Genomic DNA, 14,792 nt, shown 5'->3' on the forward strand with positions numbered 1-14,792 from the left:
GCTATCTCGCCGCCGCCATCAGGGCTTCGATCGCGTCAGGATCCTTCACTACGCTGGCAGTGAGGTTTTCATTGCCGTCTTTGGTAATCAGAATGTCATCTTCGATACGGATACCAATGCCACGGTATTCCTGCGGCACGTCGGCATCCGGTGCGATATACAGGCCAGGCTCGATCGTCAGCACCATTCCCGGTTCCAGAATACGATCGCGGCTCGGGGAGCCGTAGTGACCAACGTCATGCACATCCAGCCCCAGCCAGTGGCTCAGGCCATGCATAAAGAACGGGCGATGCGCCTGTTCGGCAAACAGCTGATCCACCTCACCTTTCAACACGCCCAGTTCAACCAGGCCAGCGATCATGATGCGCACCACCTGATCGTTCACCTCGCGGATGCTGATCCCCGGTTTAAATATCTCCAAGCCGCGGTTGATCGACGCCAGCACGATGTCATACACCGCACGCTGCGGCTTGCTGAACTTACCGTTGACCGGGAAGGTGCGGGTGATATCACCGGCATAACTACGATATTCACAACCCGCGTCAATCAGCACCAGATCGCCATTGCGCATTGCGCATTCGTTTTCGGTGTAATGCAGGATACATGCATTCTCACCGCTGCCGACGATGGTGTTGTAAGAAGGATAACGCGCGCCGAGACGGCCGAGTTCGTGCAGGATTTCTGCTTCCAACTGATATTCGAACATCCCTGGGCGGCATTTTTCCATCGCGCGGGTATGGGCCAGCGCGCTGATCTCACCGGCACGGCGCATAGCGGCCACTTCTTCCGGCGATTTGAACAGGCGCATCTCATGCAGCCACGGGCGGTAATCGGTCATGGTCGCCGGAGCTTGCAGGTTCTGACGAAAGCCCTTACGCAACTTATCCAGCGCAGCAAACAGGATTTCATCCGCATAAGCATATTGCCCCTGTGCGTGATACACCACGTCCAGGCCGTTGAGCAACAGGTGCAACTGCTCGTTGATCTCATTGAATGCCAAGGCGCGATCCACGCCCAGCTTTGCTGGCGCGGCCTCTTGCCCTAAACGGCGGCCAAACCAGATTTCTGCCGTCAGATCGCGTACCCGGTTGAACAGGACGCTGTGATTATGAGTTTCATCGCTTTTTACCAGAATCAGCACGGCTTCCGGCTCGTTAAAACCGGTCAGATACCAGAAATCACTGTTCTGACGATAAGGGTATTCAGAATCCGCATTGCGTGCCACTTCCGGGGCAGCGAAAACAATCGCTGCGCTGCCCGGAGCCATCTTCGCCAACAGCGCCTGACGGCGGTTGTGAAATTCCTGCTGAGTCAATAAATTATCCTCATTGATTTAAATCATGTTTTTAGATGGTTTTTTATAAAGTTCAATTTTGACCTATACTTATTTAACCATCTGATTTTGAATGATTTACTGATGGCGATAGATTAACAGCTATCAGCAAGTTTACTTAGCTTACCCTCACTCATTTGAGGTTGCCAGTACCATCATGCGTGGATACCATCAGCATCAATTCTACCCAGCTTAGTGGCATCAATTGCAACACCTCCCGACCAAACTACCCACGACCTTGCCCACCTCGCTTTTTATGCGCTTGTTGCGTTAAAGACCGCTGTTCAGGATGGTGCTGTAGCTTCTCCAATGGCAGAGCACCTTTTTATCGTCCGCTGGCTGGCTACTGCTCAAAAGCAGAAGCGTTTTCCCAAAACAGTGGCGATTGATATTCAACTGCTGTTGGATAAGGGCCGTAAACAAGGTATAGGGGCTAAGCTTAAATCTCATCTTGGGTATGTTTGGCACTCATGCAACGGCGACCCACGGCAACAAAGTGACCTCTTTAGGCTGACCTATACACTTGAAAACCTCAAAGCATTGGGTTGGCGTAACGAGTTGGTAACGCCTGCTGAATGGGATTCTGGGGCGCTGGATGAAGCTACTTCTGTTGGGTCTGCGCTTTATGTGATCAGGGCTGCATTACAATCAGCTTTCACCAGTGAAGGGTGTTTGATTACACCGCTTGCATTCAAGATCGCGGGTGATACGCAAACTGCTGTTGATGCGTTGACAGCCAGCAGCCTAACCGCTGATTGCCTAGATAATGTGGTGACACTCACGCCTTAACGTTGACCATTTATCAACGAGGTTTTAGCAGAGATCGGGCCGAGATAGCGCTTGTACGCCAATTAGACACGTTAAATCTGCTGATTGATGTGATATTAGATAACTCGTAGCAGTACCAACTCTTTCTATGAGGGAACATGATGAGTATCAAAGAGCGTTTGTCACAACTCAATATTGAACTACCGCAGCCTTGGACTTTACCTCCAGGGATTAAGATCCCAGCGGTGTTTATACGCGTGCGCCGCCAGCGAGTTCTCGTATCTGGTCATGTGCCGATTGACCAACAGGGTCAAATTGTTGGGCCATTTGGTAAGGTCGGTGACGCTGTTTCAATCGAAGAAGCACAAACGGCAGCTCATTTAACCATGCTGTCCATATTTGCCAGCCTGCAAAGAGAGTTAGGTGACTTGGACCGTATCGCCGCTTGGATCAGGGTTTCTGGTATGGTGAATTCGTCACAAGGCTTTGTTGATTTTCCAAAAGTAATCAACCCTGCATCTCAACTCATTGAAGATGTTTTCGGAGTGGAAATAGGCTCTCATTCACGAATTGCGATTGGTGTCGCGGGTCTACCATGGAATGTCCCTGTAGAGATTGAAGCTGAGCTAGAACTTCTATGATCTAACTCAGAATCGGAATATGGCTTGTTAACGAGGTTTTAGCAGAGATCGGGCCGAGACAGCGCTTGTAAGCCAGTTAGACGCCTTAAACCTATCAACGTATGCAACTGGCAACGCAATGCAGATCAACACTACTCGGCTGCGTGTGGGCTGCGCATGGTGGTAGGTTGGCTATTGGGCAAAAGTGATTGCTGAATAGTGAATGGCGAAGTACAAGCCTGCACCACTCAGACAGGCAGGCATTCACTTTTCAAACGGGTCGCTTACTTCTTTGCTCTCAATTGCACTTTGCAAGGGATTTCACTGGGTGCCGGTTTTTTACCATCCAATATCGGGGTAATGATTGCCCGGCATTCCCCCGGTGAGTTCGATTGAACGTAAAAGGTGTTATTGCTTGTAGGGGGGACTTCGGGAGCGTCATCTTCTGATTGCAATAGCCATAAAAAAGCAATAGTAATAATGACGATGATAACTACGGCAATGAGTTTGGTTTTTATTGGGAGCATGGCGTATCACCGCAATCAACATTGGACAGGTTACAAAGCACACCGGTATAAAATGCAGCACAGACCGCATGATACAACACACGCGATGGATTATCCCAACAGGGAATAAAATGCGCGTCTGGAATATCCCTCGTTAAATGATAGTCTGGATGCACCAGAATAAAATTGATGGTTTTTGATGCGCTGGCAATATCAATCAACTTTTCACTTTCCTGGCTGTCTATGATGATGATATTTAAATCCACGTAGTGACCATGCGATTCATACTCTTCTGCCGAAGATATCGTGTTATAGAAAACATCACGGTTAAATCCGGGTAACTGACTTTCATCTATCATTTCCGGGTTATCGGTGAATATATTCACTTCAAGCTCGAACACTGGCATCTTTAATGACAGAGGTACTGAAAAATCTAAATACCTGCGCCTAATAGTAGATCACTGAAGGGAACTCAATCCGGTTTGAGCGATCTGATCAATCGCCAAACATCACAAACCCTCACAACCGGACTGAGCAATGCCGATCATAGCACCCATCCCCCGACATGAACGACGCCAGATGCAAAAAATCATCCAGAAAACACCAGATAAAAATCATGCCAGACGCCTTATCGCCATGTTGATGTTACACCGTGGCGAAACGTCTACTTACGTGGCCAAAACCTTGTGTGCCGCCCGTTCCTCTGTCGGGCGATGGGTCAATTTGTTCACATTATGCGGCTATGAAGGATTGAAAAGTCTCTCACCTGGACGTCCCATAAAATGGCCTACTGAGGCAATGTTGAAGATGCTTGATTTGCTCATTCAGCGTTCTCCTCAGGACTTTGGTTATCTGCGCTCTCGGTGGAGCACTGAGATGTTAACGATTGAAATTAATAAGTTATTTAACTCGACGTTACACCCTGGCTCACTTCGTCGCTGGTTGCCAAGGGTTGGGATTGTGTGGCGCAGAGCGGCCCCGACATTACATATCAAAGATCCTGATAAAGAGGAGAAACTGGCAGCTATCGATACCGCATTGAAAAATAACAGTCCTGAACATCCTGTCTTTTACGAAGACGAGGTGGATATCGACTTAAACCCTAAAATAGGTGCAGACTGGCAGAAAAAGGGTCAACAGAAACGCATCCCGACACCGGGTAAGAATGAAAAACATTATCTCGCGGGAGCCCTTCATGCAGGAACCGGTAGAGTTGATTATGTCAGTGGAACACACAAAAACTCAGGCTTATTCATTAGTTTGTTGCGCAAGCTGAAAAGCACCTACCGAAGTGCCAAAACTGTTACGCTGATTGTCGATAATTACATCATTCACAAGAGTAAAGAAACCTTGGGCTGGTTGAAGAACAACCCGAAGTTTATTGTTATTTATCAGCCTGTTTACTCACCATGGGTAAACAGGATAGAGCTCTTGTGGTTGGCATTACATGAAACAGTGACACGTAATCACCGTTGCCGGACGATGTGGCAACTGCTGAAAAACGTGGGCCAGTTTATGAAAGCTGCTTCACCATTCCCAGGCAATAAACCTGGCTTGGCAAAAGTGGAGCGGTATTAGGCGCAGTTATTTAGATAGTAAACATTACCTTCTACATAATAGGTTTGCATATGATTGCTCTCAAGTTAAATGGCGGGGGAGTAAAATGCAGGCAGACAGACAGGTGGGCATCAATAAACTGACGGCCATCCAATGGACAGCCGCCTATGTGTTATAAACCGTAAACGTTAATATAAAACTGACCGTTATTGTCATCGGTCTTTTGAATACGGTAGGTTATCGGTTTAGATAAATTAAGGAGCCTGTCCATAATTCTGTGTAACTGCCAACGTATTAAAGGTGACCGTCTAAGCGGTCACCGAATTCGATAATAAAACGACTCATCGCCAACCGCCAGTTCTTGATCGGCATACTCCATTTTTTCGACGCCGCCTGGATCGCCAGATAAATCACTTTTCTCACCGAGTCATCTGTCGGGAACACTTTACGCTTTTTAATCGCCTGCCGGATCACGCTGTTCAGCGACTCGATTGCGTTGGTCGTGTAGATCGCCTTGCGGATATCCGCTGGATAGCCGAAGAACGTGTTGAGATTTTCCCAGTGAGTACGCCAGCTTTTGCTGATTTGCGGGTATTTCTCATCCCAGACGCCTGCGAACTTGTCCAGCGCCATCAGGGCCGCCTCCTCTGTCGGGGCCTGGTACACTGTTTTCAACCCGCTGGTGACCGCTTTGTAGTCTTTCCACGACACGTACTTCAGGCTGTTGCGTACCATGTGGATAATGCACAGTTGGATGTGGGTTTGCGGATAGACGCTGTTTATCGCATCGGGGAAGCCTTTCAGGCCATCGACGCAGGCAATCAGGATATCCTGAAGACCCCGATTTTTCAGCTCAGTCAATACGTTGAGCCAAAACTTCGCCCCTTCATTTTCTGCCAGCCACATACCCAGAAGTTCTTTCTGACCCTCGGTGTTGATGCCCAGGGCAAGGAACACGGCCTTGTTGATGACGCTGCCATTTTGACGCACCTTCACCACGATACAGTCAAGGTAAACAATGGGATACAGTGAGTCCAGTGGCCGGTTTTGCCACTCGGTAACCTGCTCTTTAACGGCATCGGTGACTTTGGATATCAGCGTGGGTGACACGTCGGCATCGTACATCTCCTTGAACGTGGAGACGATTTCCCTCGTCGTCATCCCTTTGGCATATAAGGATAAAATCTGGCTGTCCATCTGCGTGATACGCGTCTGGTTTTTCTTTATCAGTTGGGGCTCAAAGGAGCCTTCACGGTCACGGGGTGTATTCAGCTCGAACTCACCATCATCAGTGAGCAGCGTTTTAGACGAGTAACCGTTACGGGCATTCGAGCCTTTTTTAGGGGTGTTTTTTTCATGGCCGAGGTGGTCAGTCAGCTCGGCATTCAAGGCGGTTTCGACGGTGAGCTTGGTCAACATACGAGAAAACGCATTGAGATCGGCTTCGGTTTTAATGCCTTTGGCCAGCTCAGCAGCGAGTGCCTTAAGTTTCTTTTCGTCCATAATTTGCCTGTCTCCATTGTCAGGAAGAACATATCAAAAACAGGCAATTACACAAATTAAATTACAGTCTCAAGCAAACAACTATCAACATATAGACCCTGTTGTACTCAACGCGCTCAATAGAGTCTCTTCTTTCTCATGGGATGAAAACCTGTCGCTCAACTCTCTTCATAACTTTTCAAATATTTTCAATCTGTCAAAAAAATATAACATTATTAATGGATATACTTTTGTGTTGCATGATCATAACAATAATCTTGCCATGTTGTCCATTATGATGGATGAAATAAAAATCATAGAGATAGAAGAGAAAATAGAAGAGAAAAAAGACAGCTTGCAGGCGTTGCTGATTACTGTGCATGAGAAAATCATCTCCCTATATAGAGAGATGATTAAAAGCACCCATCATGGTTTATCAAATGATAAAGATATTCTGTCAGAGCGGGAAAATGAGATCCTGTATTGGGCCAGCATGGGGAAAACCTATTCGGAAATTGCACTTATTCTGGACATCAAAGTACCGACGATAAAGTTTCATATTGGTAATGCCGTAAAAAAATTAGGCGTATTAAATGCCAAACATGCGATACGCCTTGGCATCGAATTACAACTTATCAAGCCAGTTTCTCCGTCATGAGTGAACAAACCAGGGGCCACGATGCTAGTCTGCTTTTTTCAACGCTGACTGTGCGTTGAACTCGCTCGATTAACGCATTTTGGTTTTTGGTATCAACGGGTAAGTTCAGCAGATACACTTTTTCGTTTTTTTCTGATACACCTTGCTCAATCACCGAGACTCCCCAACCGGAGCGTTCCAGTATGGTCAACATCGGGTGACTGACAATCGTCAATATCCCATCGTAGCTGAACTCTCTTGCATAATTGATCATCGCTAAAAAGAAAAGTGTACTGATAGGATATTGGCTACATCCCACCTTTCTTGCTCGGATTTTATCGACAAAGAATCGGCTGGATTCAATATAGTTTCCTTCTGGAAGAGTAAAACCCTTAAAATAAGGTGCGAATGTTCCTGCAATCATGTTGGGATGTTTCATTTCAATGAATCGTAGACTACAAATCACAGTGTTGTCTTTTATACCAAACAAGTAGTTAGTATTGTGATTATCATACTCATCAAACTCCATACCATCAATACAGTTCACTGCCCAGTTAAGACGATCTTTGAAGGTCTCTTTTCTGAGAGTAAACAACTCTTCTGATTTTTTATCTGATAATGAAGTGTAATTGATATCGAATATCTCTAACATATTTCCTCCGCTAAGTCCCTTAATGCTCCATATTAAACTCGTTAGATTATCCTATCCAGTAATACTTCTTTGACGGTTAACCCCTCTGAAATACTTTTGCTATTTTGCTCTTTTTCCTTGCCTTTGTACACCAGTGATATCAATCTGAAAGTATTGTGGAGGCAGCAGTGAACGGGACGCGATATATCTGTGAATAACCGTCATACGAGATCGGTCTATCGGCGTTAAGGACACGCAATAATGTAGAGGGATACGGCTTGAATGGCCATATTTTGTTCAGGTACGGTCACCTTGACCAACAGCAATTGCCCGAATAGTTGGGGATTGCCCAACAGACGATGGCGTATTACGAAGGGGATCGGTTGGGGATCACTGTCGTCACCGACGGAGCCACCTGGGATGCGCTATGTTATTACAGTAATGATGGATTGGCAGAGCCCGACAACAACGCTACCGAACGGGCGTGAGGGCAGTCTGCCTGGACAAACAGAATTATATCTTCTTCGGTAGTGATCATGGTGGCGAATGCGGAGCACTGTTGTATGGGCTGATCGGCACATGCAAACTGAGCGGTATCGATCCAGAGGCTTACCTGAGGTATATCCTGAGCGTGCGACCGAAATGGTCATCCAAAATAAGGTGGCTGATCGCCTGCCATGGAACGTGGTTCTCACCGGTAAATACCCTGTTCTCCGGGGGTAAAGCTTGCCCGGTAGCCAGGGCGTGATGTCACCGGCTTTTCCTTATTGTTGACAGTAGGGGGTTGTGTCGCACTAAGGCGTCGTCAGAAACCTACATCAAAAATCAAAGGCCAGTAGAAGTATCTGTACCGCGCGGTGGATACTTAAGGCCAGACCATCGACTTTCTACATGTCCTATAATCAAATATGGAACTCTTTACATAGCCCGCAAGAAAGAACGGCTTTATATGATTCTAATGGAGTATATCTAGGAGAAGCAAAAGCCATTAGTTATGGTATTCTTGATATCCAGGCTTTGCAATATATCTATGGCGAAAATCATACCTTCAATGCTGATGACACAACCTATAAATACACACCAGGGAAACTCAATTTCTTTGATACTATTTGGGATGGTGGGGGTAATGACACGCTTGATTTCAGTGCCTTTAATCTTGGATCGGTTATTAATCTTAATGGAGGGGTTCGCAGTTCAATATATGTTGATGTCTCTAAGCTTGCCCCGGAAAAATCATACTTAAATTCAATAGCCTATGATGGGACAAACGCCATTGGCATAGCCTATGGTGCAAATATAGAGAATGTCAACGGAACTCAAGGTAATGATGTTATATATGGCAATGAATTAAATAACATCATCAAGGGGAACAATGGTAATGATACTCTCTATGGTGGGAAGGGTAATGACATTCTCTACGGTGGTTCAGGAATAAATACATTAAGTGGGGGTGATGGTGATGATGTTATTTATATAGAAAGCAATAGCATCAACTATATTTTTGGTGGGAGTGGTGATGATAGATACGTAATAGGTGAAGCTAATGCCAATTATGAAATTCACGAAGATGAGAACAGTGGATTATGGGATGTTATTGAGTTTTCAGGAGGTATTTATGCGAATACATCTTTTTATCTGCCAGAGAATGTTGAAAATTTCAGAATGAATAACATGCTGGCATTCAATAATTCTCAGGCTACATTGATAGGGAATGATTTGAATAACTCAATATACCCGATTAACTTGAAGACGCTTGCTTTAGCACCTGAAAATTGTCATTCAGCCGGGACGATAATGAACCCGCCATCTCAGGGAGCGTTGTCGTAAAAAAGTTAAATATAGCCGTTCGGAAATCAGGCTTACTGGCAAAGTAACGGTTGTTCCTTGCACATTCGTGCATCAGCTTCCATAACCGTTCTATGGGATTCAAGTTGGGGCTGTAAGGTGGCAGGGAATGCAATTTTATATTGCAGACAAATGCCCAATCTTTGACCAGGTTTGTTTTGTTATACCCCGCGCCATCCAGAATAATATGAATTGGCTGCTTATAGTCGGGATAACATGTTCTTATCTCATTGAAAAATTGACAGATAGTGTATTCATTAATCGTTTCGTAATCATGAATGACTGGATGGGCAGCATCATTCAGATCCAGCGCGCCCAGAATGTTCATCCGAGTACGGCTTCCTGTTGTTTCAACAGTCTTTTTTTCCCCTTTTTTTATCCAGCCGAAGCTCAGTTTTGTCGCCTGAGTCGGATGCACTGCATCCAGAAAAAGGATCGGTTCACCTCTCGTGGCAACTTTTAATTCTTCATAATATTCAATGAACTGTTGCTGTTTCTCTTCACTGAATTTATGGGGTACGCCTGAGGGTTTCTTATAGCTGAAGCCATGCCGGTGCAGCCATTTGTTCATTCCTGGGACGCTGTATATGACACCCCATTTTTGTGCCACGTAGGCCACAATCTGGACAGTATGATGGAATAAATGTTGAGTTAAGTGGCTGATAAGCTGTTCGGTTTTTTCTGTGCTGAGCATGCCATCAGAGCCACCATTTTCGGGTTTCAACTTCCCTTTATTCAGATATTCGCTGATATGGTGGTCAACAGTGGTCTGATGCAGGCGCAGAGCCTGAGCAATCATGACCGAACTCCAACCTTCGGAGGCGAGAAGTACGGCTTTAATACGATCGCAAACGTGTTTGTCCCGGCTGGAATCATGCCGGCGTTCGAGTTCGATTTTTTGCTCAGCGGTGATAAATATCTTCATGGGATGAAAGCATGATCCTCTTCATCAACAAAATCAAGCATCTTCAATGATCACGGGTATAAATGGCAGCATCTATGCCAATGATATAATAATTGGAGGTAAAGGAAATGATACGCTACAAGGTTATAATGGTAGTGACTCTTATATCTTTAATAAGGGGGATGGGCAAGATGTCATCTGGGAGTATAACAATGACACCTTTGGGAAAGGTGATGTAGATACATTAATTTTAAATAATATTGATTTAGACCAACTTTGGTTTGGTCGTGTTAAAGGTTTTACGGGGGATAGCGACAATCTTGTTATTTCAATATTGAATTCCTCTGATAAAATAACGATACACCATTGGTTTGATAATGGTAACAATCCTGTTTTTAGTAATGGAAAGCTAGAGAGTGTAAACACTGCCGATGGGAAGTCATTAAATATCCATCAGGTTGAGGATTTAGTGGGGATAATGCAAGGTAAGTTACCTCCGTCGTCAGGTAACACATCTATCATTGATGAGTATCTCTCACTGAATTTTGGATCTGTCATATAGTCGGTTTTCGTGGCTACGTTAATTAAATTATCAGCATGGTGAGGTTAAACGAGAGCTTAAAATTAAGCTCATAAAACTTTCCTCCATAGGAGTAAGAATAAAATTTATATCTTGTCCTGTGGTTGATACTCCAAGTGTTTATTATACTGAGATGCTGATTTAATGGGAGTAGGATTTTGAGGCAGAGTTCTGGGGGGAGCTTTTAAGCACGGTAAGCATAATGTAAACTTGAGATTAAGAAATTATTCCTTTACGGTTGCAGGGAAATGCTATGCGGGTAAAAAACAATGGCGGCAGCGATGCGCTGCGTCAGCAACAGTTATTGACGCAGTTGATTCAACAGGGAAGAAAAGAGGAAGCCTGGAGAAAAATTCGCGCTCGTCTACTGTTTGCACCTAATGACGTTTGGTTTATTCATGAGGCTGCTCGTCTGGCGCGGCGAAATGGTCAGCTTGAAGAGGCAGTGCGTTATTATCAACGCGGGCTGCGTCTCATGCCACAAGATGCTGGGATGCTGAATGGGCTGGGGCTTACTCATTACGACGCAGGCCGCCTTGACGACGCGGAACAGTATTACCTTGCGGCGCTGAAAGCGCATCCCGGTTACGATGCATGCCATAATAACTATGCCATTTTACTGGACAAAACGCTGCGCTACGATGAATCACTAGTGCAGTACCAACACGCTTTACAAGCAATGCCAGATTATACCGAAGCACGTTACGGTATGAGTGCCGTATTAGCGTATATAGGGCGGCTGGATGATGCCGAACGTGAGATGCGTCAAGTACTGAAAATACGGCCTGACGACCAGCGTTGTAATACTTCATTAGGTATGGTGCTGTTGCAGAAAGGCCAGTATGCCGAGGGCTGGCGACGCTATCAATCCCGCTATGCTGCTAACAATACGAAACGCTTCTTTGCTTTACCGGAATTAAAACAGCCTTATTGGCAGGGTGAAAGTCTGGCAGGCAAGACGATTTTAGTAAAAACAGAACAAGGAATGGGAGATGAAATCCAGTTCTGCCGTTATCTGACACGCTTAAAGGCCGAAAAGCAGGCCGCGCGAGTCATCATGATTGGGCGTAACGCTCTGCGTCCCTTAATCAGTCAGCTTCCGGGCCTGGACGAGTACTTAGTGGTGGCGGACGAACAACCGCTCCCTGCCTTCGACTGTTGGAGCATGCTGCTGGATCTGCCGCAGCATTTTATCGCTTCATCTCAACCTTTTGCACCAGAAGGCCGTTATCTTTACTGCGATAAGGCTCATGATGCCCGTTGGACACTGGCTGGCAACAAACTGAAGGTGGGGCTGGTGTGGAAAGGGGCTGTTGGACATGCCAACGATCGCAACCGCTCACTGCCGCATCTATCTGCGTTAGCCACGCTGCTGGAGTTACCTGATATAGAATGGGTGAGCTTGCAAAAAGGGGCTGGCGAAGATGAGGTGGCTGAATGGCCACAGTTGCGCCCATTCGGTGCCATGTTTAACGACTACCTTGATACAGCATCGGTTATCGAGCAATTGGATCTGGTTATCGGTGTGGATACGTCGGTGATCCATCTGGCAGGGGCGATGGGGAAACCCTGCTGGGTCATGTTGGCTGCAACGGCAAGAGATTGGCGTTGGCAGGCACACAGGGAAGATTCATCATGGTATTCCAATACCCGATTGTTTTCACAGGAATACGGTGAGAAAGACTGGTCAGCCGTCATTGCCCGCCTGCAACGTGCCTTGCTGGTATAGGGCGCTCCTAGACATGAAAAACTATACATATGCTGCTTACTGGCCTTGAGAGCCGCCGTACTCGGGATGTTCATTTAAACATTAATAAAGTTAAACTTTCTGTTATACAAATTTTCCAGCCGTTTTCGGTGCTATTTTCATGGCCTACATTGGTTATGGAGATGTTTATGAAAGTATTAATTCCGCTTCTGTTAGCGTCATTCAGTTTTTCGGCTGTGGCGGCTGTTACCCCTAACCCGCTGAGCGTGCATGTGCTCAACCAGCAGACCGGCCTGCCATCCAAGGGCATGGTGGTCGAGTTGGAAAAGAAGCAGGGCAGTGGCTGGACGCGCCTGGCAGAGGCGGTGACGAATGACGATGGCCGAATTGGCGCACTGTATCCGGCAGGAAAGGATATGGATGCTGGCATATATAAAGTCACGTTTAAAACGGGGGATTATTTTTCTGCGATGAAACAAGAAACGTTTTTCCCAGAAGTCCCGGTTATTTTCAACGTCAGCACCACCAACCAGAAATTACATATTCCTCTGTTGCTCAGTCAGTACGGTTATTCCACCTACCGAGGCAGTTAATTCTTTAGCTCGGGAACGGAGCCACTCCGTTCCCGAGGTCTTACTGTAGAGAGAAAAACGAGCGAGCGTTTGCCGCCAGAATCTGACGCTTGCTCTCCTCTGGCAGGGCAGAGTGGCTGACCAGATGGCCGACCTGCTGCTCGCCCAGCGGGAACGGTGCATCTGAACCTAACATCACCCGATCGGCCCCCATGGTATCCACCAGTAGCTGCAAAGCCCGTGGATCGAACACGGCAGAGTCGACGTAGAAACGATCCAGATAGCTCGAAGGTTTCTGCGGGCAATCTTCACGCACGATATCGCGCTGTTTCCAGGCGTTATCCACTCGGCCCATCAGGTAGGCAAAGCTGCCGCCGCCGTGGGCAAAGCACAGTTTCAGGTTGCGCGGCAGGCGTTCGAAGGCACCGGAGAGGATCAGCGACAGGATCGCCAACTGTGTCTCTGCAGGCATCGCCACCAGCCACGGCAGCATCCACTTCTTCATGCGATCCGCGCCGCCCATCATATCCCAAGGGTGCACCAGCACCGGGATCTCCTCCTTGGCGCAGTGGGTCAGAAAGGTAATCAGCGACTCATGATCCAGATCCTTCGCGCCTACGTGGTTACCGATCTGCACGCCAATGTGGCCACACGCCTTCGCCCGGCTGGCTTCGCGGCAGGCGGCATCGCTATCCTGCAACGGCACCTGTGCCAGCACTTTCAAGCGCTGCGGGTTGGCAGAGGCCATCTCCAGCGCCTTATCGTTCATCAGTTGCGCCCAGGGCAGGGCGCGTTCGATGGCGACGTCGTAGGCAAACATCACCGGCGTGGCACACATGATCTGGATATCGATCTGCTGCTCGTCCAACTGTTCCAGACGGCGATCGGCGTCCCACAGCGCGTCATAAACCGGGCGGAACGGTTGATCGTTCAGCATGATCTGGCCTTCGCGCCCGTCGATTGCCAACCAAGGGGCCCGCTCAACGTCCAGTCTGGCGGCCTCTTGCTGGCTGATTTTCGGGAAGAAATGCGAGTGAATATCTATTTTCATCGGTTTTCTTTTGCCTTGAGTATGCGATGCCAGGTCTGCCAGTCGCGGCCTGAATGGATTTCACCGCACTTGTTGCAGCGGCGTTCTTCATCGCTGGTTGCATAAAATTGTTCATAAACCGGGGGAAGATCCGTCACGATACTTTCCAGATCCATCTCATAGCGTTTAATCAGGGTGCCGCAGGCGGCGCATGACCACTGCAATGCGTCGACTTCCCCTTCCGGGCGTACCCGCTCAATCACCAGGCAAAGGCTGCCTTCTTCTGGCCGCTGCGGGGAGTGGATCACATGGGGGGCCATCAGGAAAACGTCCCCTTCATGCAGATCGATCCGGTCATAATGGCCGTTATCCCAGATGTTCAGGTAGGCGTTTCCCTTAAACTGGTAGAAGAACTCTTCCACCGGATCGTCATGAAAATCGGTGCGCTGATTTGGCCCACCGACCACGGTGACCATAAAATCGCTGTCCTGCCAGATCTGCTGGTTATTCACCGGTGGCTTGAGCAGATGGGTATTCGTGTCTAGCCAGTTCTTGAAGTTGAGCGGAAATCCATATTTGAAGTTAGACATTATTATTCTCCGATTTGTAGGGCAGAGGA

At 47.2% G+C, this 14,792-nt stretch carries 14 protein-coding genes and 2 pseudogenes; 9 read left to right on the forward strand and 7 right to left on the reverse strand.

Annotated elements, in window-relative coordinates; translation table 11 throughout:
- Position 1: 1 nt before the first annotated feature.
- Positions 2-1,315, reverse strand: coding sequence for a Xaa-Pro aminopeptidase (gene pepP, locus ACX9GT_RS05470; RefSeq protein WP_473190172.1), 1,314 nt, complete (start codon positions 1,313-1,315; stop codon positions 2-4).
- A gap of 213 nt (positions 1,316-1,528) precedes the next feature.
- On the opposite strand from pepP, the gene ACX9GT_RS05475 reads away from it, so the two are divergent.
- Both ACX9GT_RS05475 and ACX9GT_RS05480 read left to right on the forward strand, forming a co-directional pair.
- A complete protein-coding gene (locus tag ACX9GT_RS05475; protein ID WP_473190173.1) occupies positions 1,529-2,122 on the forward strand; it encodes a DUF2913 family protein in 594 nt (197 codons plus the stop codon).
- Between the two features lie 137 nt (positions 2,123-2,259).
- A complete protein-coding gene (locus tag ACX9GT_RS05480) occupies positions 2,260-2,742 on the forward strand; it encodes a RidA family protein (RefSeq protein WP_473190174.1) in 483 nt (160 codons plus the stop codon).
- Positions 2,743-3,235: 493 nt separating this feature from the next.
- Here ACX9GT_RS05480 and ACX9GT_RS05485 read toward each other — a convergent pair whose 3' ends face one another.
- Entirely contained in the window at positions 3,236-3,628 is a 393-nt protein-coding gene (locus ACX9GT_RS05485) for a hypothetical protein (protein WP_473190175.1), read from the reverse strand.
- Between the two features lie 136 nt (positions 3,629-3,764).
- Here ACX9GT_RS05485 and ACX9GT_RS05490 point away from each other — a divergent pair, with 136 nt between their 5' ends.
- The gene (locus ACX9GT_RS05490) at positions 3,765-4,805 is read left to right on the forward strand and encodes an IS630 family transposase (protein ID WP_473189911.1); all 1,041 of its coding nucleotides are present in this window, start codon (positions 3,765-3,767) and stop codon (positions 4,803-4,805) included.
- Between the two features lie 273 nt (positions 4,806-5,078).
- On the opposite strand, the gene ACX9GT_RS05495 is transcribed toward ACX9GT_RS05490, so the two are convergent.
- Entirely contained in the window at positions 5,079-6,287 is a 1,209-nt protein-coding gene (locus tag ACX9GT_RS05495; protein WP_473187481.1) for an IS256 family transposase, read from the reverse strand.
- 70 nt (positions 6,288-6,357) lie between these two features.
- Between ACX9GT_RS05495 and ACX9GT_RS05500 the strand changes: the two are divergent.
- A pseudogene (locus tag ACX9GT_RS05500) lies at positions 6,358-6,924 on the forward strand (helix-turn-helix transcriptional regulator); the annotation flags it as partial.
- On the opposite strand, the gene ACX9GT_RS05505 reads toward ACX9GT_RS05500, so the two are convergent.
- A complete protein-coding gene (locus ACX9GT_RS05505) occupies positions 6,902-7,555 on the reverse strand; it encodes an acyl-homoserine-lactone synthase (RefSeq protein ID WP_473190176.1) in 654 nt (217 codons plus the stop codon). The pseudogene ACX9GT_RS05500 and the gene ACX9GT_RS05505 sit on opposite strands and share 23 nt — an antisense overlap.
- A 395-nt stretch (positions 7,556-7,950) precedes the next feature.
- On the opposite strand from ACX9GT_RS05505, the pseudogene ACX9GT_RS05510 reads away from it, so the two are divergent.
- Both ACX9GT_RS05510 and ACX9GT_RS05515 read left to right on the forward strand, forming a co-directional pair.
- Positions 7,951-8,257: pseudogene (locus ACX9GT_RS05510) on the forward strand (transposase domain-containing protein); the annotation flags it as partial.
- Between the two features lie 168 nt (positions 8,258-8,425).
- Complete coding sequence (locus tag ACX9GT_RS05515; protein ID WP_473190177.1) at positions 8,426-9,361, forward strand: M10 family metallopeptidase C-terminal domain-containing protein; 936 nt, start codon at positions 8,426-8,428, stop codon at positions 9,359-9,361.
- On the opposite strand, the gene ACX9GT_RS05520 is transcribed toward ACX9GT_RS05515, so the two are convergent.
- The gene (locus ACX9GT_RS05520) at positions 9,273-10,304 is read right to left on the reverse strand and encodes an IS630 family transposase (RefSeq protein WP_473187389.1); all 1,032 of its coding nucleotides are present in this window, start codon (positions 10,302-10,304) and stop codon (positions 9,273-9,275) included. The two genes, ACX9GT_RS05515 and ACX9GT_RS05520, sit on opposite strands and share 89 nt — an antisense overlap.
- A gap of 46 nt (positions 10,305-10,350) precedes the next feature.
- On the opposite strand from ACX9GT_RS05520, the gene ACX9GT_RS05525 reads away from it, so the two are divergent.
- From ACX9GT_RS05525 to uraH, 3 genes are all read left to right on the forward strand, one after another.
- Complete coding sequence (locus ACX9GT_RS05525; protein WP_473190178.1) at positions 10,351-10,845, forward strand: calcium-binding protein; 495 nt, start codon at positions 10,351-10,353, stop codon at positions 10,843-10,845.
- 271 nt (positions 10,846-11,116) lie between these two features.
- Positions 11,117-12,592 carry a tetratricopeptide repeat protein gene (locus tag ACX9GT_RS05530; protein WP_473190179.1) on the forward strand — a complete coding sequence of 492 codons (1,476 nt, stop codon included), beginning with the start codon at positions 11,117-11,119 and terminating at the stop codon, positions 12,590-12,592.
- 167 nt (positions 12,593-12,759) lie between these two features.
- On the forward strand, positions 12,760-13,164 hold the full coding sequence (gene uraH / locus ACX9GT_RS05535; protein WP_473190180.1) for a hydroxyisourate hydrolase: 405 nt from the start codon (positions 12,760-12,762) through the stop codon (positions 13,162-13,164).
- 40 nt (positions 13,165-13,204) lie between these two features.
- Here the strand turns inward: uraH and ACX9GT_RS05540 are convergent, their stop codons facing one another.
- Together ACX9GT_RS05540 and ACX9GT_RS05545 are read right to left on the reverse strand one after the other, a co-directional pair.
- Complete coding sequence (locus ACX9GT_RS05540) at positions 13,205-14,194, reverse strand: amidohydrolase family protein (protein ID WP_473190181.1); 990 nt, start codon at positions 14,192-14,194, stop codon at positions 13,205-13,207.
- Entirely contained in the window at positions 14,191-14,763 is a 573-nt protein-coding gene (locus ACX9GT_RS05545; protein ID WP_473190182.1) for a 3-hydroxyanthranilate 3,4-dioxygenase, read from the reverse strand. The genes ACX9GT_RS05540 and ACX9GT_RS05545 overlap by 4 nt, the downstream gene beginning before the upstream one ends.
- Positions 14,764-14,792 lie beyond the last annotated feature (29 nt).

The organism is Serratia sp. YWN4 (assembly GCF_055790845.1).